16 protein-coding genes and 1 pseudogene are annotated in these 17,515 nt (G+C 71.4%); 10 read left to right on the top strand and 7 right to left on the bottom strand.

The genetic code is table 11. The features are described 5' to 3' along the window. Positions 1-5 precede the first annotated feature (5 nt). The 4 genes from CKO43_RS09535 (at position 6) to CKO43_RS09520 (ending at position 4,933) form a co-directional block, all read left to right on the top strand. The gene (locus tag CKO43_RS09535) at positions 6-3,260 is read left to right on the top strand and encodes an efflux RND transporter permease subunit (protein WP_346728235.1); all 3,255 of its coding nucleotides are present in this window, start codon (positions 6-8) and stop codon (positions 3,258-3,260) included. Further along, a complete protein-coding gene (locus tag CKO43_RS09530; protein WP_200229364.1) occupies positions 3,257-3,472 on the top strand; it encodes a YgaP family membrane protein in 216 nt (71 codons plus the stop codon). The genes CKO43_RS09535 and CKO43_RS09530 overlap by 4 nt, the downstream gene beginning before the upstream one ends. 54 nt (positions 3,473-3,526) lie before the next feature. Then, positions 3,527-3,817 (top strand): metal-sensing transcriptional repressor, encoded by a 291-nt coding sequence (locus CKO43_RS09525; RefSeq protein ID WP_009857886.1) that lies wholly within the window; start codon positions 3,527-3,529, stop codon positions 3,815-3,817. 120 nt (positions 3,818-3,937) lie between these two features. After that, positions 3,938-4,933 carry an SLAC1 anion channel family protein gene (locus tag CKO43_RS09520; protein ID WP_200378489.1) on the top strand — a complete coding sequence of 332 codons (996 nt, stop codon included), beginning with the start codon at positions 3,938-3,940 and terminating at the stop codon, positions 4,931-4,933. A gap of 22 nt (positions 4,934-4,955) precedes the next feature. Here the strand turns inward: CKO43_RS09520 and CKO43_RS09515 are convergent, their stop codons facing one another. Further along, positions 4,956-6,533 carry a M4 family metallopeptidase gene (locus tag CKO43_RS09515; protein WP_200378488.1) on the bottom strand — a complete coding sequence of 526 codons (1,578 nt, stop codon included), beginning with the start codon at positions 6,531-6,533 and terminating at the stop codon, positions 4,956-4,958. A gap of 160 nt (positions 6,534-6,693) precedes the next feature. On the opposite strand from CKO43_RS09515, the gene CKO43_RS09510 reads away from it, so the two are divergent. Next, on the top strand, positions 6,694-6,921 hold the full coding sequence (locus CKO43_RS09510; RefSeq protein WP_200378487.1) for a hypothetical protein: 228 nt from the start codon (positions 6,694-6,696) through the stop codon (positions 6,919-6,921). A gap of 2 nt (positions 6,922-6,923) precedes the next feature. Here the strand turns inward: CKO43_RS09510 and CKO43_RS09505 are convergent, their stop codons facing one another. Further along, on the bottom strand, positions 6,924-7,568 hold the full coding sequence (locus CKO43_RS09505; protein ID WP_200229355.1) for a histidine phosphatase family protein: 645 nt from the start codon (positions 7,566-7,568) through the stop codon (positions 6,924-6,926). Between the two features lie 58 nt (positions 7,569-7,626). After that, positions 7,627-8,475, bottom strand: coding sequence for an alpha/beta fold hydrolase BchO (gene bchO / locus CKO43_RS09500; protein WP_200378486.1), 849 nt, complete (start codon positions 8,473-8,475; stop codon positions 7,627-7,629). Positions 8,476-8,694: 219 nt separating this feature from the next. On the opposite strand from bchO, the gene CKO43_RS09495 reads away from it, so the two are divergent. The 4 genes from CKO43_RS09495 to CKO43_RS09480 all read left to right on the top strand — a co-directional run bounded on the left by CKO43_RS09495 (position 8,695) and on the right by CKO43_RS09480 (position 12,680). Continuing rightward, positions 8,695-9,708 carry a sulfate ABC transporter substrate-binding protein gene (locus tag CKO43_RS09495; RefSeq protein ID WP_200378485.1) on the top strand — a complete coding sequence of 338 codons (1,014 nt, stop codon included), beginning with the start codon at positions 8,695-8,697 and terminating at the stop codon, positions 9,706-9,708. 176 nt (positions 9,709-9,884) lie between these two features. Then, on the top strand, positions 9,885-10,721 hold the full coding sequence (gene cysT / locus CKO43_RS09490) for a sulfate ABC transporter permease subunit CysT (protein WP_200229348.1): 837 nt from the start codon (positions 9,885-9,887) through the stop codon (positions 10,719-10,721). Beyond that, the gene (gene cysW / locus CKO43_RS09485; RefSeq protein ID WP_207184958.1) at positions 10,718-11,671 is read left to right on the top strand and encodes a sulfate ABC transporter permease subunit CysW; all 954 of its coding nucleotides are present in this window, start codon (positions 10,718-10,720) and stop codon (positions 11,669-11,671) included. The genes cysT and cysW overlap by 4 nt, the downstream gene beginning before the upstream one ends. Next, positions 11,661-12,680: a sulfate ABC transporter ATP-binding protein gene (locus tag CKO43_RS09480; protein ID WP_200378484.1), complete on the top strand. Its 1,020-nt coding sequence runs from the start codon at positions 11,661-11,663 to the stop codon at positions 12,678-12,680. The genes cysW and CKO43_RS09480 overlap by 11 nt, the downstream gene beginning before the upstream one ends. Positions 12,681-13,097: 417 nt before the next feature. Here CKO43_RS09480 and CKO43_RS09475 read toward each other — a convergent pair whose 3' ends face one another. The 4 genes from CKO43_RS09475 to CKO43_RS09460 all read right to left on the bottom strand — a co-directional run bounded on the left by CKO43_RS09475 (position 13,098) and on the right by CKO43_RS09460 (position 17,238). Beyond that, entirely contained in the window at positions 13,098-13,712 is a 615-nt protein-coding gene (locus tag CKO43_RS09475) for a cold shock and DUF1294 domain-containing protein (protein ID WP_200378483.1), read from the bottom strand. Positions 13,713-14,020: 308 nt separating this feature from the next. Next, complete coding sequence (locus CKO43_RS09470) at positions 14,021-14,977, bottom strand: CysB family HTH-type transcriptional regulator (protein ID WP_200229341.1); 957 nt, start codon at positions 14,975-14,977, stop codon at positions 14,021-14,023. Between the two features lie 58 nt (positions 14,978-15,035). Continuing rightward, the gene (locus CKO43_RS09465; protein WP_200378482.1) at positions 15,036-16,604 is read right to left on the bottom strand and encodes a methyl-accepting chemotaxis protein; all 1,569 of its coding nucleotides are present in this window, start codon (positions 16,602-16,604) and stop codon (positions 15,036-15,038) included. A gap of 130 nt (positions 16,605-16,734) precedes the next feature. Next, positions 16,735-17,238 (bottom strand): NUDIX hydrolase, encoded by a 504-nt coding sequence (locus CKO43_RS09460; RefSeq protein ID WP_200229337.1) that lies wholly within the window; start codon positions 17,236-17,238, stop codon positions 16,735-16,737. A gap of 105 nt (positions 17,239-17,343) precedes the next feature. Here CKO43_RS09460 and CKO43_RS09455 point away from each other — a divergent pair. Next, positions 17,344-17,515, top strand: a pseudogene (locus tag CKO43_RS09455) (NAD(P)(+) transhydrogenase (Re/Si-specific) subunit alpha); the annotation flags it as partial.

Below are 17,515 nucleotides of genomic sequence, written 5' to 3'. Positions count from 1 at the left end.
GCACCGTGTCCACAAGCCCGACCGAAGCTCCCGCGCTCGGCATCGCCGGCCGTCTGGCCCGCGCCTTCCAGGCGCACGCGCTGACGCCGCTGCTGGCGCTGGTGGCGCTGCTGCTGGGCCTGTTCGCGGTGCTGGTGACGCCGCGCGAGGAAGAGCCGCAGATCAACGTGACGATGGCCAACGTGCTGATCCCGTTCCCGGGCGCCTCGTCGGCCGACGTGCAGAACATGGTGGCGCGCCCGGCCGAGCAGGTGCTGGGGCAGATCGCCGGCATCGAGCACACGTTTTCGGTCTCGCGCCCGGGCCTGGCGGTGCTGACGGTTCAGTTCGAGGTCGGCGTCGCGAGAACCGAGGCCCTGGTGCGCCTGTACGACGTGCTGAACGCCAACCAGGACTGGCTGCCCTCGGGCCTTGGCACGCTCACGCCCATCGTCAAGCCCAAGGGCATAGACGACGTGCCGGTGCTGGCGCTGACGCTGTGGAGCCGCGACGACCGCGCAGCCGCCGAGCTGGAGCGTGTCGCACACGCGCTGGAGGCCGAACTGAAGCGGGTGCCCGGCGCACGCGAGGTGCAGACCATCGGCGGCCCCGGCCGCGTTGTCCAGGTGACGCTGCAGCCGGCGCGGCTGCGTGAGCGTGGCGTCGACATCCTGCGCCTGAAGCAGACGCTGGCCGCGGCCAACCAGGGCATGCCGGCCGGCAGCGTGATCGACGAACGCGGTGGCGCGCTGACGGTCGAGACCGGCGAGTTCCTGCGTTCGGCCGCCGAGGTCGGCGAGCTCGTCGTCGGCACGAACGGCGGGCGCCCGGTCTACCTGCGCGAGGTGGCCGAGGTCGTGGACGGCGCGGCGCAGCCTTCGCGCTACGTCTGGTTCACGCCCGGCGGTGCCAGCGCCGCGGGCGGCCACCCGGCGGTGACGCTGACGCTGACGAAAAAACCCGGCAGCAACGCCGTCGACGTCGCCCGCGCCGCGCGCGAACGGGTCGACGCCTTGCGCAACGGCCTGCTGCCCGAGGGCGTCGAGGCCACGGTGACCCGCGACTACGGCGCCACCGCCGCCGAGAAGGCGAACAAGCTGATCAGCAAGCTGGTGTTCGCCACCGGCTCGGTGATCCTGCTCGTCGGCCTGGCGCTGGGCCGGCGCGAGGCGGTGATCGTCGGCGCCGCCGTCGTGCTGACGCTGGCGGCGACGCTGTTCGCCAGCTGGGCCTGGGGCTTCACGCTGAACCGCGTGTCGCTGTTCGCGCTGATCTTCTCGATCGGCATCCTCGTCGACGACGCCATCGTGGTGGTGGAGAACATCCACCGCCACCAGCGCCTGGAGCCCGGCCGGCCGCTCGCGGAAGTCATCCCCGCCGCGGTCGACGAGGTCGGCGGGCCGACGATCCTGGCGACGATGACGGTCATCGCGGCGCTGCTGCCGATGGCCTTCGTCAGCGGGCTGATGGGCCCGTACATGAGCCCGATCCCGATCAACTCCAGCCTGGGCATGGCGATCTCGCTGGCGATCGCCTTCACCGTCACGCCCTGGCTGGCGCTCAAGCTGATGAAGCCGCAGGGCGCGGCGGCGCACGGCGGCCGCGCCGAGGCGCTGGCCGGGCGGCTGCGGGGCTTCTTCGCGCGGCTGCTGCAGCCGCTGCTGGACAGCGCGCGCAAGCGCTGGCTGCTGCTGGCGGGCATCGTCGCGGCGCTGATGCTCTCGGTCGGCCTGGCCGCCGTGCAGTGGGTGGTGCTGAAGATGCTGCCCTTCGACAACAAGAGCGAGTTCGCGCTCGTCGTCGACATGCCGGCCGGCACGCCGCTGGAAGACACCGCGGCGACGCTGCACGAACTCGGCGGCTACCTTGCCCGCCAGCCCGAGGTGCGTGACCTGCAGGGTTACGCCGGCACCGCCAGCCCGATCACCTTCAACGGCCTGGTGCGCCAGTACTACCTGCGCGCCGACGCCGAGCAGGGCGAGTTGCAGGTCAACCTGGTCGACAAGTCCGAGCGCCACGAGCAGAGCCACGCGATCGCCCAGCGCCTGCGCCCCGAGCTGCAGAAGATCGCCGCCCGCCGCGGCGCCAAGCTCAAGCTCGTCGAGGTGCCGCCCGGCCCGCCGGTGATGAGCCCGATCGTCGCCGAGGTCTACGGCCCCGACGAAGCCGGCCGCCAGCAGCTCGCCGCCCGCCTGGAGCAGGCTTTCCACGCGACGCCCGACGTGACCTCGATCGACAGCTCGCTGCACATCGACGCGCCACGCGCCTTCCTGCGCGTGAACCGCCAGCGTGCCGACACGCTGGGCATCGCCGCGGCCGACATCGCGGCCACGGTGCAGGGTGCGCTGTCGGGTGCCGATGCCGCCTGGCTGCACGACGGCCAGTCCAAATACCCGGTGCCCGTGCGCCTGCAACTGCCGCGCGAGGCCCAGGTCGGCCTGGACGCGCTGCTGGCGCTGCCGCTGCGCAGCGCCTCCGGGGCGCTGGTGCCGCTGTCGGAGCTGGTGCGCATCGAACGCGGCGTCGTCGACAAGCCGCTCTACACCAAGGACCTGCAGGGCGTGAGCTACGTCTGGGGCGACGTTGGCGCCGGCGGCACGACGCCCGACTCGCCGCTGTACGGCCTGTTCGGCATCCGCTCGCGCCTGGCCGAAGCCACGCTGCCGAACGCCGGCCCGCTCGGCGAGTACTGGATCCGCCAGCCCGCCAACCCCTACGCCGAGTACGCGCTGAAGTGGGACGGCGAGTGGCAGATCACCTACGAGACCTTCCGCGACATGGGCGCTGCCTACGGCGTCGGGCTGGTGCTGATCTACCTGCTGGTCGTCGCCCAGTTCCGCAGCTACCTGGTGCCGCTGGTGATCATGGCGCCGATCCCGCTGACCATCATCGGCGTGATGCCCGGCCACGCGCTGCTGGGCCAGCCTTTCACCGCCACCTCGATGATCGGGATGATCGCGCTGGCCGGGATCATCGTGCGCAACTCGATCCTGCTGGTCGACTTCATCGAGCTGCAGGCCGCACGCGGCGTGGCCTTCAAGCAGGCCGTCATCGATGCCGCCGCGGTGCGCGCGCAGCCGATCGCGCTCACCGGTCTGGCGGCGATGGTGGGCGCTCTCTTCATCCTCGACGACCCGATCTTCAACGGCCTGGCGATCTCGCTGCTGTTCGGCATTGCCGTGTCCACGCTGCTGACGCTGGTCGTGATCCCGGTCCTGTACTACGCGCTGTTCCGCCGGCGCCACGAGACCCCACCCGCAACCGAAGGAGCGACACGATGACCGTCGACCGCCTGATCCGCGTCTTCGCGGGCAGTTTCATCCTGATCTCGCTGGCGCTGGGCGCGCCGGCCAGCCCGCTGTTCGTCAGCGAATGGTGGCTCGCCTTCACCGCCTTCGTCGGCCTGAACCTGTTCCAGTTCGGCTTCACCGACGTCTGCCCGCTGGGCATCGTGCTGAAGAAGCTGGGCGTCCCCGGCACGAAAAGGGCTTGAGGCACGACAATGGGGACTGATCGCAAACCCGCCCCGTCCCCGGAGCCCTGCCCCATGAGCTCGCTCGTCGACACCACCAGCCGTACCGACATCCTCAACCGCCTGAAGCGGGCGGAGGGGCAGTTGCGGGGCATCCAGCGCATGGTCGAAGAAGGCGAACCCTGCCTCGAGATCGCCGGCCAGATGTCGGCCGTGCGCAAGGCGCTGGACAGCACCTACGTGCGCATGACGGTGTGCTTCATGCAGCAGGAGCTGCAGCAGCGGCTGTCGCTGGCCGAGTCGCGCGAGGACGAACTCGCCGCGGTGCTGGCCGACGTGCAGAACCTGCTGTCCAAGGTGCGCTGAAGCCGCGGCGCTGCGGCTGCGGCGCCACACCGGCTCTTCTCTGTATCCCGCTTGCCGCACCGCGGGCGCCGGCGTGCCGGTGCCTGCGCGCGGGCGGCCGACCCGATCCGAGGTTTCCCGATGTCCCGACCCGACGCGCTGAAGTACCTGCACCCCGGCTGGTTCACCATCGTGATGGGCTTGTGCGGCCTGTCGCTCGCCTGGTATCGCGCGGTTCCGCTGATGGGCGATCTGGCCGGGGCGATTTCGCTGGCGCTCGGCGCGTTCGCGGCGCTGGTCTTCGTCGCGCTCGCCGCGGCTTTCGGGCTGCGGCTCAAGCGCCACCCCGAGGCCTGGGTCGAAGACCGACGCCACCCGGTGCGCTACCCCTTCGTCGCCGCGATGCCGGTGGCGCTGATCCTGCTGGCAACGGTGGCCACCGCGCTGCTGGGGCCCGCCGGCTGGATCGAGGCCGGCTGGTGGCTGGGCTGTCTGGGCCAGCTGGTGGTCACGGTCTGGGTGCTGCAGCACTGGTGGCACGACGCCGAGTCCGGCGGCCTGCAGTGGCCCGGCGTGACGCCGGCGATGCTGATCCCGGTGGTCGGCAACGTGCTCGCGCCGCTGGCCGGCGTGCCGCTGGGCCGCGACGAATGGGCGGCGGCGCAGTTCGGCATCGGCCTGCTGTTCTGGCCGGTCGTCGTCGGCCTGCTCGCGACCCGGGTCGCGCTGCGCGGCCCCTGGCCCGAGCGCCTGCGGCCGACGAGTTTCATCCTGGTCGCGCCGCCGGCCGTCGTCGGGCTGTCGGCGCTGCAGTTCGGTGCGCCGGCGCTGCTGGGCTGGATGTGCTGGGGCGTGGCGCTGTTCGCGGTGATCTGGGCCGGCACGCAGGCGCGGCGCATCGTGGCGCTGCCGTTCGCGCTGCCGCACTGGGGGCTGTCATTCCCGCTGGCCGCGTTCGCGGCGCTGACGCTGCGCCTGGCGACACCGGGCAGCCGGCTCGCCGCCTTCGCCCCGGTGGTGCTGGCGCTGGCCTCGCTCGTCATCGCCTGGCTGGTGCTGGCGACCTGGCGCGGGCTGCGCGACGGCTCGCTGCTGGCGCCCGAGCCGGTCGCGATGCTGAAGCCGGCGGCGGCCTGAGCGCCGCCGCCGGCGTGCCCCGTCAGTTGACGTTGACCGCGGTCCAGGCGGCCGAGACCGCGTTCACCTCGGCCGAGCCGGCACCGTAGAGGTCGGCAGCCGCCTTCAGCGTCGCGCTGCGGGCCGCGGCGTAGTTGGTGCTGGAGGTCATGTAGACCGTCAGCGCGCGGTACCAGATCTTCTCTGCCTTGGCGTTGCCGATGCCGGCCAGCGTGCCGCTGCCATTGGCCACGCGGGTGTTGCCGGCGCTGCAGGTGCGGCTGGGCTGACCGGCGGTGGTGCCGGCTGCGAGCAGGAAGAAGAAGTGGTTCGCCACGCCCGAGCTGTAGTGCACGTCCAGCGAGGACAGGCCCGAGTACCAGCAGTCGGCCGACGCGCCGTCGCTGCTGGGCTGGATCATCGAGCGGATCACGCCGGTGCCGTTCTTGAACAGCTTCTCGCCCATCAGGTAGTCGGGCGTGTCGTTGGCGTTGGCGGCGTAGAACTCGACCATCGTGCCGAAGATGTCGCTGGTGGCCTCGTTCAGACCGCCGGACTCACCCGAATACACCAGCGCCGCGGTGCGCGAGGTCACGCCGTGCGACATCTCGTGTGCGGCCACGTCCAGCGACACCAGCGGGTAGATGCTGGAGTTGCCGTCGCCGAAGGTCATGCAGAAGCAGCTGTCGCTCCAGAACGCGTTGGCGTAGTTGCGCTTGTAGTGCACCCGGCTCTGCGCGCCGACGCCGTTGTCGGCGATGCCGTTGCGGCCGTGCACGTTCTTGAAGTAGTCCCAGGTCATCGCGATGCCGTACTGGGCGTCGACGGCCACCGTCGCGCGGTCGCTGGTCGTGCCGTTGCCCCAGACGTTGTCGGCGTCGGACAGCGCCTTGCCGGTGCCGAAGCCCCGGTTGTTCATGTCGACCGTGCTCTGGCCGCCGCGCGTCGTGTCCTTGAGCACGTAGCTGCTGCCCGAAGTCTCGGTCGTCAGCGGCACGGTGCCCAGGAACAGCGCCTTGCCGCTGCCGGCGGCCGGCGCGGTCTGCACGTCGTCCCAGCTTTCCAGCACCTGCGCCGTCGCGGCGTCGACGATCACGTGCCGTTCGCTCGGCGTGCCGTCCTCGCCTTCGCCGTCGAGCAGCACGTCCCAGGCCAGCACCGGGCTGTCACCGCGCGCGTGCACGACGAGTTCGGGCTTGCCGCGCAGTGCACCCGAATGGGTGGCGAGCGCCGTGCGCAGCGCGTCGCCGGCACTGCGGCGGGGCTGGATGTCCAGCGCCAGCGTGCGGCGCAGCGTCAGCGAGGCGTCCTCGAAGGCCCCGCTGCGCGAGGCGTGCACGACGACGTCGCCACCGATCACGCGCAGGCCGCGGAAGCGCCGGTCCAGGCGCACGTGTTCGCGGCCGTCGGCATCGACGACGACGTTGCGCACTGCCCAGCTCTGGCCGGCCCCGTGCAGCGTGCGGCCCGGGAAGGCCTGGACCTGGGCCAGCGCGCGTGCGCCGGCGGCCTTGGCCAGCTCGGCCGAGGGGGCGGCGCCGGCGCTGCCGGCGGCGACGACGATGGCGGCGGCGATCGCCGTGCGGCTGATGCGGCCGTGCCGCGAGGTGAAGGTGCTCATGCGCAAGTCGGCTCCTGTATCGGTGTTGTGATTCGTCATGCCACGCAAGCGGCGAGCCATCGTAGGTGTGCAGACACACGCTGCGCCCGCCCATTCCCGGGGGGTGAAAGCCCTGGGAGCGGCACTTGCCGGTTTGGTGTTAACCGTGTCGGAGACCACCATGACCTCGCCGAATCCGCCCGCCGCGCCGCTGGACCCCGCAGCCAACCCCGTCGACCCGGTGACCGGCGCGCCTGGCGCCGACGTCGGCGGCAGCTCGCCGGGCGGCGCGGCGCCGGTGGACGACGAAGGCGTGCTCGAGTCGCTCGGCAAGGCGATCAGCAGCACGGTGCGCGACGCCGCGGCGACCGAGGATGCGGCGCTGCCGCCGCCCGGCGGCAAAGCCTGAGTTCAGCGCGCCAGCGGTGCCGCCGGCGCGGTCTGAGGCAGGTCGGCGAGGTGGGCGTCGTCGCCCCAGGACTCGACGGCGAGCGCGCCCTGGCGCCAGCGCAGCCGGTTGATCCCGGTGTTGGGGATCAGGCAGGCGCGGGCGCCATCCAGCGGCTCGCCGCGGGCGTGGCGCCACAACATGTCGAGCACGCCGCCGTGGGTGACGACGGCGACGCGCCCGCCCTCGTGGTCGGCCGCCAGCCGTGTCACCGCGACCAGCACGCGGGCACTGAAGTCGCGCACGCTTTCGCCTCCCGGCAGCGTGTAGTCGGCGCGGCGTGCGGCCCACAACGCCCACAGCTCGGGCTGCACGCTGGCGATAGTCGCCAGCTCCAGCCCTTCGAGCACGCCGAAGCTCTGCTCGCGCAGTTCCGGCACGAGCTGCAACGGCCGCCCCCAGGCACGCGCCAGCGGCTCGGCGGTCTGGCGCGCGCGCACCAGGTCGCTGCTGTAGACGGCGTCGGCGGGTGCCGCCGCCAGCCGCGCGGCCAGGCGCTCGGCCTGCGCTTGCCCGGTCGGGTTCAGCGGCACGTCGATGTGGCCCTGGAAACGCTGCTGGCGGTTCCAGTCGGTCTCGCCGTGTCGAATGAAGAGGAATTCGGTCATCGCCAGCCAGTATGCCGCCGGCGCCCGACGCGGCCGTGTCGGGCCCGGCGGGCGACGTTCACAACAGCGCGATCAGGCGCTCGGCGGCGCGCCGGGACTCCAGCTCGTGCAGCAGGTGGCCGCCGGGCCAGGTCTCGACCGCGGCCTGGGGCAGGTGGCGCTCCAGCACCCGGCGCAACGGCTGCTCGCGCAGCCAGCCGTCGTCGCGGCCGAGCACGAAGGCCGTCGGGCAGCGCAGCGCCGCGCAGCCCGGCAGCAGCCGCGGCAGGTCGGCCGCGGCCATGAAGCTCATCGCGCCGCGCACGTGGCCGGGCTGGGCGAACAGCGTGCGGTAGAGCCGGCGCTCCGGTTCCGGCAGCCGGGTGCCGGTGGAGTCGAGCAGCCAGTCGAGCATGCCGGTGGGCCCGACCGACCAGGCCAGCAGCGAGGTCACCGGCGCCGAGGTCGCGAACGGGTGCACCAGCGGCGCCATCCACTGCATGTAATAAGCGGGCGGCGGCACCAGCGACGGCGCGAAGCCCAGCACCGCCTTCGGCGGCCGCGGCGCGTCCAGTGCCCAGCGCAGCGCCAGCGCCGCGCCGGCCGAGTGGCCGGCCACCAGCGCCGGCCGCGGCAGCTCCAGCGCCTGCAGCAGCGACGCCAGCGCCTCGCGCAGCCGCGGCAGCGTCAGCGAGTCGTAACGTGCGCCGGTGGTGAAACCGTGGCCCGGCAGGTCGGGCACGACGACGGTGCCGTGCGCCGCCAGCTGCGGCAGCATGCCGGCGAACGAGTGCGAGGAGCCGCCGGAGCCGTGCAGCAGCAGGATGACCGGGCCGCGACCGGCGACCTGCACGTGCCAGTCGACTTCGCCGGTGCGCACCGAGCGGCTCAGGTCACGCAGCGGCCAGTCCGCGGGCGGCAGCGTCATCGCGCGCTCCCGGGAGCGTGTGCGGGTCTTCGCAAGACGGGGGTGGGCATGGCGCCCGAGCATAGCCGGCGCCGTCGGCGCGGCCGCGGATCGGCCGCAAGCCGGACGCAGCGCGGCACGCGATGGGCGCAAAGCGCATAAGGATCGGCGATTTCATTCGTTCTTTCGCTGCTTCCTCGTTCCTAGCATGCGTTGCATCCCTCACCGACCGGATTACGCATGAACCTCCACCGTTTCCCCTGGCGCGCGTCGTTCGCCGCTGCTGCGCTCGCCGTTGCTGCCGCCGGGGCCTGGGCCAAGGACATCACGCTGCTGAACGTCTCCTACGACCCGACGCGCGAGCTCTACCAGGACTACAACAAGGCGTTCGCGACCTACTGGAAGGGCAAGACCGGCGACACCGTGACGGTCAAGCAGTCGCACGGCGGTTCGGGCAAGCAGGCGCGTTCGGTCATCGACGGCCTTGAAGCCGACGTCGTCACGCTGGCGCTGGCCTACGACATTGACGAGATCGGCGCGCGCGCCAAGCTGCTGCCGCCCGACTGGCAGAAGCGCCTGAAGCACAACAGCTCGCCCTACACCTCGACCATCGTGTTCCTCGTGCGCAAGGGCAACCCGAAGGGCATCAAGGACTGGGACGACCTGATCAAGCCCGGCATCGCCGTCATCACGCCCAACCCCAAGACTTCCGGCGGCGCGCGCTGGAACTACCTCGCCGCCTGGGGCTACGCGCAGAAGAAGTACGGCTCCGAGGCCAAGGCCAAGGAGTTTGTCGGCAAGATCCTCGCGAACGTGCCGGTGCTCGACAGCGGCGCACGTGGCGCGACCACGACCTTCGTCGAACGCGGCGTCGGCGACGTGCTGCTGGCCTGGGAGAACGAGGCCCTGCTGGCGCTGAAGGAACTCGGTCCGGACAAGTTCGACATCGTCGCGCCTTCGCTGTCCATCCTGGCCGAGCCGCCGGTGACGGTGGTCGACAAGGTCGTCGACAAGAAGGGCACGCGTGCCGTCGCCCAGGCCTACCTCGAGTACCTGTACTCGCCCGAAGGCCAGGACATCGCCGGCCAGAACTACTACCGCCCGATCGACCCGAAGGCCGCGGCCAAGTACGCGAGTCAGTTCCCGAAGGTCAACCTGTTCACGATCGACCAGGTCTTCGGCGGCTGGGCCAAGGCGCAGCAGACGCACTTCGCCGACGGCGGTACCTTCGACCAGGTCTACGCCCGCAAGTGACCCCCGCGGGCCGGCGCCCGCATCCGCGGGGACAGACGCCGGCCGCATAACGATCCTCGAAACGCTTCGTAGGTGGCCGACAAGTGCTGCCTACGATGCGTTCAGCTTCGTTAACAGCCCTTTCCCATGAGCAAACCGATGAAGCGCGTGCGAACGGCACGGCGCGTGGAGGCCTGATGCCGTTTTCCCGCGCGCTGCTGCGCCGCCACACCGTCCTGCCCGGCTTCGATCTCGCGTTCGGCTTCGTCGTGCTCTACGTGTGCCTGATCGTGCTCGTGCCGCTGTCGGCCGCGTTCCTGAAGACCGCGACGCTGACCTGGGAGGGGTTTGTCGCCGCGACGATGTCGCCGCGCGTGGTCGCCTCCTACCGGCTGACCTTCGGCGCTTCGTTCGCCGCCGCGCTGCTGAACGCCGTCTTCGGCCTGCTCGTCGCCTGGGTGCTGGTGCGCTACCGCTTCCCGGGCCGGCGTTTCGTCGACGCGCTGGTGGATCTGCCGTTCGCGCTGCCGACGGCCGTCGCCGGCATCGCGCTGACGGCGATCTACGCCGGCAACGGCGCCATCGGTCAGTGGCTGCCGTTCAAGGTGGCGTTCACGCCGGTCGGCGTGTTCGTCGCGCTGGTCTTCATCGGCCTGCCCTTCGTCGTGCGCACGGTGCAGCCGGTGCTGGAGGACGTGAACCGCGAGTTCGAGGAAGCCGCCGCGACGCTGGGCGCGACGCGGCTCCAGACGGTGACGAAGGTGGTGCTGCCGATCGTGATGCCGGCGCTGCTCACCGGGTTCGCGCTCGCCTTTGCGCGCGCGCTGGGTGAATACGGCTCGGTGATCTTCATCGCCGGCAACATGCCGATGGTGAGCGAGATCACGCCGCTGATCATCATCACCAAGCTCGAGCAGTACGACTACGCCGGCGCGACCGCGGTCGCCGTCGTCATGCTGGTGACCTCGTTCGCGCTGCTGCTGGTGATCAACGCGCTGCAGGCCTGGGCGCGCAAGCGCCAGGGGGGCGTATGAACACGACGACGGCGACGACGGCGACGACGACGCGGCTGCGCGGCGGCTGGCGCGCCGTCGTGCACCGCAAGACCGAGGCCTGGCCGAAGGCCGTGGCGCCGCCGCACCGGCTCGGCGCCACCGAGGAGCCGGCCTGGGTGCGGCGTCTGCTGATCGGCGTCGCGCTCGCCTTCCTGACGCTGTTCCTGTTCGTGCCGTTGGCGACCGTCTTCCACGAAGGCCTGAAGAAGGGCTGGGCGGTCTACCTGGCGGCCATCGTCGAGCCCGACGCGCTGTCGGCGATCAAGCTGACGCTGGTGGCGGCGCTGATCAGCGTGCCGCTGAACCTGGTCTTCGGCGTCGCCGCGGCCTGGTGCATCGCCAAGTTCGACTTCCGCGGCAAGAACGTGCTGCTGACGCTGATCGACCTGCCGTTCTCGGTCAGCCCGGTGATCGCCGGCCTGGTCTTCGTGCTCGTCTTCGGCATGCAGGGCTGGTTCGGCGAGTGGCTGCGCGACCATGACCTGAAGGTCGTGTTCGCGGTGCCGGGCATCGTGCTGGCGACGATCTTCGTCACCTTCCCGTTCATCGCGCGCGAACTGATCCCGCTGATGCAGGCCCAGGGCGTCGAGCAGGAGGAGGCGGCGCGTGTGCTGGGCGCCGGCGGCTGGCAGATCTTCCGCCGCGTCACGCTGCCCAACGTGAAGTGGGCGCTGCTGTACGGCGTGATCCTCTGCAACGCGCGGGCGATGGGCGAGTTCGGCGCGGTCAGCGTCGTCAGCGGCCACATCCGCGGCGAGACGAACACGATGCCGCTGCACATCGAGATCCTCTACAACGAGTACCAGTTCGCCGCGGCCTTCGCGGTGGCGTCGCTGCTGGCGGCGCTGGCGCTCGTCACCCTGGTGTTGAAGTACGTCGTCGAGCAGCGCGTGAAGGCGACGTTGAAGGGAACTGCCGGTGAGCATTGAAGTCCGCAACCTCAGGAAACGTTTCGGCAGCACCGTCGTCTGCGACGACCTGAACCTGGACATTCCGTCGGGCGAGCTGGTCGCGCTGCTCGGGCCCTCGGGCTCGGGCAAGACGACGCTGCTGCGCATCATCGCCGGGCTGGAAGTGCCGGACTCGGGCAGCGTGCTGTTCCACGGCGAGGACACGACCAACACCGACGTGCGCGAGCGCAACGTCGGCTTCGTGTTCCAGCACTACGCGCTGTTCGGCCACATGACGATCTTCGAGAACGTCGCCTTCGGCCTGCGCGTGCGGCCCAAGAGCCGGCGCCCGGACGACGCGACGATCCGGCGCAAGGTGACCGAGCTGCTGGAGCTGGTGCAGCTGGGCCCGCTGCTGGACCGCTACCCGCACCAGCTCTCCGGCGGCCAGCGCCAGCGCGTGGCGCTGGCGCGTGCGCTGGCGGTCGAGCCCCAGGTGCTGCTGCTGGACGAGCCCTTCGGCGCGCTCGACGCCAAGGTGCGCAAGGAGCTGCGGCGCTGGCTGCGCCGGCTGCACGACGAGGTGCATGTCACCAGCGTCTTCGTCACCCACGACCAGGAGGAAGCGATGGAAGTCGCCGACCGCGTGGTCGTGATGAACGCCGGCCGCATCGAGCAGGAAGGCGCCCCGGACCAGGTCTACGACCACCCGGCAACGCCCTTCGTGCTGCAGTTCCTGGGCGACGTGAACCTGTTCCACGGCCGCTTCGGCGTGCCCGACGGCGAGACCGGCTACGTGCGCCCGCACGAGCTGGACATCCTCGCCGACGCCCAGGACGGGGCGCTTGCGGCGACGCTGGCGCATACCCTGACGGTGGGCGCGCACACGCGGCTGGAGTTCCGCCGCAGCGACGAAGCCGGCTTCGTCGACGTCGAAATGCTGCGCGCCGACTACGTCGCGCTGCGCGACCGGCTGGGGCTCACCATCGGCGGCCGCTACCACCTGCGGCCGCGGCGCGTGACGCGGTTCGTGGCGGGGAGCGTGTAGGCGGGTTGGGGGAGCGCTCGTGGCAGTCGGAATCGAACGCCTGCTGTTGCGTCGTGCGCCCAATCTCGCGAAGACCGCGCCGCCACCGTCGGTGCGAGAGCCGGCCGGCGGGGCGTGCCCCTGCGTTCATGTCCCCCGGGCGGGCTGCGCCCGCCCTCCTCCTAATACTTCACTCCGGGACACGCCCCGCCGGCCGGCTCCGGGACCGGGAGGTGTTCCACTGCCGGTGCTCAGGCGGTTGTGCGTGCAGACAGATACCGAGCACGGGCGATTTGGAGCTGTGTGGCGAACCTGCTTTCGCCGGGCGCCCCAGCGATCCCGGAGACGTCGTCAGGCTCTTGCGCGGGTCTGGCGGCCAGATACGCCCCATCTGTTGCGGCGTGCGCCGCTGCTCGGCGCGCACGTGAGCGCAGCCCTTCAGCCAGCGCCGGTCATCGTCGCGCGCAGCGGCGAGCCGAGCGCCAGCAGGGCGATGACGTTCAGCACCACCGTCGCCCAGAAGACGCGGCGGAAGGCCTGCTTGCTCGACTTGTGGCGCAGCACCTGCTGCGCCAGCAGCGCTCCCGGCCAGCCGCCGAACAGCGCCAGCGTGTGCAGCGTGCTCTCCGGCGTGCGCCAGGCACCGCGTTCCGCAGCGGACTTGTCCAGCGCGTAGGCGCTGAAGGTGACGAGGCTGGCGGCAAGGTACACGCCGCCGACCCATGGCGGCAGCCGCCACAGCACCGCCAGACCCAGGTAGAGCAGCAGGAAGGCGGGAATCACGAACAGCGTGGCCGTGCCCCACTGCGTGGCACGTGCCGGGGGTGGCCGGGGCGCCGGTCGGCGCGGCGTGATGAGCTGGACCTTGCACGCGCGCTTGCCCTTGGGGCCGAGTTCGATCTCGAACGACACCGCCTGCTGCAGCCGCGGCCTCGGCGCGTCTTTCGGCCATTCCGAGATGTGCATGAAGATCGGCTCGCCGCCCTGGGTGGACACGATGTAGCCGAACCCGCGGTCGTCGTTCCAGTTCGTGAGCTTGCCGTCGAAGCGCATGCCTTGGCCTTGGGGCAGTCGAGGCTGGCAGGCTAGCGGTTGCGTGGGGCGGCGCGGTGGGCACGCCGGGGATTTGATCGTCGAGGGAGACGATTCAGCAACTGACCGCCGACCGGCGCGAAAGGATGACCTCAAAGGCGAACAGCCCCCGCACCGCCCGCCGCGGACGTCGGGTGGCCGGTGGAGGGAAGTATGAGGAGGAGGCCCGGCGCAGCCGGGCCGGGGGACATGACCGGAACCGGCCACCCGGCGGCCGCGGCCCGCGCCGATGCCGGCGCGCGCGGCGTCGACCGTCGCCGATCACCCAGTCACGGCTCCACCACCGTCCCCACCGGCGCCGCCATCGCCCGTTCGACGTGGGCCCGGTCCAGCGGCGACGCGAAGGTGCGGATGAAGTCGTAGACGTAGTCGCGCAGGTAGGCGCCGCGGCGCAGGCCGACGTGGGTCATGTTGGTGGCGAAGAGGTGGCGCGCGTCGATCGCGCGCAGGCCCGGGTCGCGCTGCTCGTCCCAGGCCATCGCGGCGATGATGCCCACGCCCATGCCCAGCTCGACGTAGGTCTTGATGACGTCGGCGTCCATCGCCGACAGCACCAGGTCCAGCACCAGCCCGCGCTGCGTGAAGGCCTCGTCGATCTGGCTGCGGCCGGTGTAGCCGGGTTCGTAGGTGATCAGCGCGAACTCGGCCAGGCGCTCCAGCGTCAGCGGCACGCCGCGCGCCGCCTCCTCGGCGAGCTCGTGGCCGGCGGGCACGATCACCGAGTGCGTCCAGCGGTAGCAGGGCAGCGCCACCAGCTCGGGATAGGTCGCGATCAGCGCCGTCGCGACGCCCAGGTCGGCCTCGCCCTCGAGCAGCAGCTCGGCCACCTGCTTGGGCGAGCCCTGGTGCAGCCGCAGCTGCACGTTCGGGTGCATCGCGCGGAAGTCGCGCACCGCGGTCGGCAGCGCGTAGCGCGCCTGCGAGTGGGTTGCGGCGATGACCAGCGTGCCCTTGCCCTGGGCCGCGTAGTCGTCGCCGGCGCGCTTCAGGTTGTCGGCCTCCTGCAGCAGGCGCTCGACGATCGGCAGCACGGTCTCGCCCGGCGGCGTGAGCCCGGTCAGGCGTTTGCCGGCGCGCACGAAGATCTCGATGCCGAGTTCGGTCTCGAGCTCGCGGATCTGGCGGCTGACACCCGGCTGCGAGGTGTGCAGCACCTGGGCGACCTCGGTCAGGTTGAAGCCGCGGCGCGCTGTCTCGCGCACCGAACGCAGCTGCTGGAAATTCAAGCCGGCCTCCTGGAAGGGACCCGGCGATTATTCGCGCGGCGCCACAGCCGCGCGCCCCTCACCCGCGTGCCGTCTTCGCGCCCATGTCGAAGACCGCGACCGCCTCGGACAGCGCCTGCGCCTGCTGGCGCAGGCTGGCGGCGGCGGCGGCGGTCTGTTCCACCAGCGCGGCGTTCTGCTGCGTCGAGCGGTCGAGTTCGGACACCGCGCTGTTGACCTGGCCGATGCCGTCGCTCTGCTCACGCGCTGCCGAGCTGATCTCGCCCAGCAGGTCGCCGACGCGGCGCACCTGCCCGACCAGGCGCTCCATCGCCGCGCCGGTGTCGCCGGCCTGGCGGTTGCCGGCCTCGACACGCTCCTGCGACTCCGTGATCAGGCGCTTGATCTCGCGCGCCGCTTCGGCCGACCGTTTGGCCAGAGCCCGCACCTCGGCGGCGACGACGGCGAAGCCACGCCCCTGCTCGCCGGCCCGCGCGGCCTCGACGGCCGCGTTCAGCGCCAGCAGGTTGGTCTGGAAGGCGATGCCGTCGATGACGCCGACGATCTCGCCGATGCGTGTCGAGCTGCCGCTGATCTCGGACATCGTCGCCACCATCAGGCCGACGGCGGCGCCGCCGTGCGCCGCCGCCTCGGTGGCCTCGGCGGCAAGATCGTGGGCCACGCCGGCGCTGTCGGCCGTCTGGCGCACGTTGCCGGTCATCTGCTGCATCGAGGCCGCGGTCTCTTCCAGGCTGGCCGCGGTCTGCTCGGTGCGTTGCGACAGGTCCAGGTTGCCGGCGGCGATCTCGCGGCTGGCGGTGCCCAGGCCGTCGACCTGGTGCGCGACGTCGTCCACCAGCGAGCGCAGGTTCAGCCCCGACTGGTTGATCGAGCGCATCAGCATGCCGACGTCGTCGGCGCGGTCCAGCAGCACCGCCGTGCCCGGCTGGCCGGTCGCGACCTTCAGCGCCTGCTCGGCGACGCTGCGGATCGGCCGCACGAGCTGCTGCAGCAGCCACCAGTCGGCGGCCAGCGCGCCGACTGCCGCGCACGCGGCGACCGCGGCGACGACCGGTGCCGGCGCCGCGCTCGCGACGGCGGCGCCGACGGCTGGCAGCGCCGCCAGCAGGCAGCCCAGGTGCACGCGCCAGGCCAGCGACATGCGCTGGCGCAGCGACAGCAGCGCTCCGGCGCCGGTGCGCACCAGCAGCCCGCACTGGATCGCCAGGCCCTTGGCGCGGCCTTCGCGGATCTGCCGGTACAGCGCCTCTGAGCCCTGGATTTCGTCGGCCGTCGGGCGTGTGCGCACCGACAGGTAGCCGACGGTCTGGCCGTCGCGCACGATCGGGGCGACGTTGGCGCGCACCCAGTAGTGGTCGCCGTTCTTGCGCCGGTTCTTGACGATGCCGGTCCAGGCCTGGCCGGCCTTCAGCGTCGTCCACATGTCGGCGAAGGCGGCTGCCGGCACGTCCGGGTGGCGCACGATGTTGTGTGGCTGGCCGACCAGTTCCTCGCGGGCGTAACCCGAGATCGCGACGAAGGCGGCGTTCGCGTAGACGATCTTGCCGCGCGGATCGGTCATCGACATCAGCGTGGTCCCGTCTGGAAACGGGTGTTCGCGCTGCGTCACCGGAAGGTTTTGACGCATGGTTCTTTCTTTTTGTAGGCCACTGACGGTGATGGCCCGGTCGGTCCTGCCGGCGGCGGCAGTGTTCTCGACCAACGTGCAGTTCGGCGGCAGGCGTCCGGGCTTGAGGGCGAAACGAGGCTTGCTTGTGCTAACGCAAGCCCGGATCGACTCGAGGGGCGAACACCGACGGATCGGCATGGATCGTGTCGAGCGGCAGCCGGCGGCCTGCCAGATGGTCCTCGACACAACGCTGCACCAGCGGGCTGCGCAAACGCGCCGCCTCGGTGCGGATCTCGTCGGGCGTGAGCCAGACTGTGCCGACGATGCCCTGGTCCAGGGCGCGCCCTGGCAGCGGCTCGCCGACGCCGCCGCAATAGGCGATGCGCAGGTAGCTGCGGTCGCGGCCGTCGGCTGCGCGCACGAAACGAGAGAGGTAGACGCCGACCAGCGCCTCGGGCCTGAACTCGCGCGCGGTCTCTTCGAGCGCCTCGCGCACCACCGCCTGCTGTGGCGACTCGCCCGGCTCCAGATGCCCGGCCGGGTTGTTCAGCCTGAGGCCCTCGGCGGTGTGTTCTTCGACGAGCAGGTAGCGGCCCTGGTGCGCGACGACCGCCGCGACGGTGACGAAGGGGGTCCAGCGGCTGACCGGCATGGTCCGATCTTAGCGTTGACTTGTGGTAGCTTCGTCGCCCCGTAAGCGGCGCCCGAAGCGGCGCCCGCAATTCCAGAATTCACCCATGTTGGCGAGGAGATCCCCATGCTGATCGGTGTGCCGCTCGAGACGGCGCAGGGCGAGACGCGTGTCGCCGTCACCCCGGAGACGGCGAAAAAACTGAAGGCCCAGGGCCACACCGTGAAGGTGCAGAGCGGCGCGGGGGTGGCGGCAAGCGCACCCGACGAAGCGTATGCGGCCGTCGGTGCGGAGATCA

Source organism: Rubrivivax gelatinosus (genome assembly GCF_016583785.1).
Lineage (GTDB): Bacteria > Pseudomonadota > Gammaproteobacteria > Burkholderiales > Burkholderiaceae_C > Rubrivivax > Rubrivivax gelatinosus_B.
Note: the sequence above shows the minus strand (reverse complement) of the source record. Positions and strands in the feature narration are given on the sequence as shown.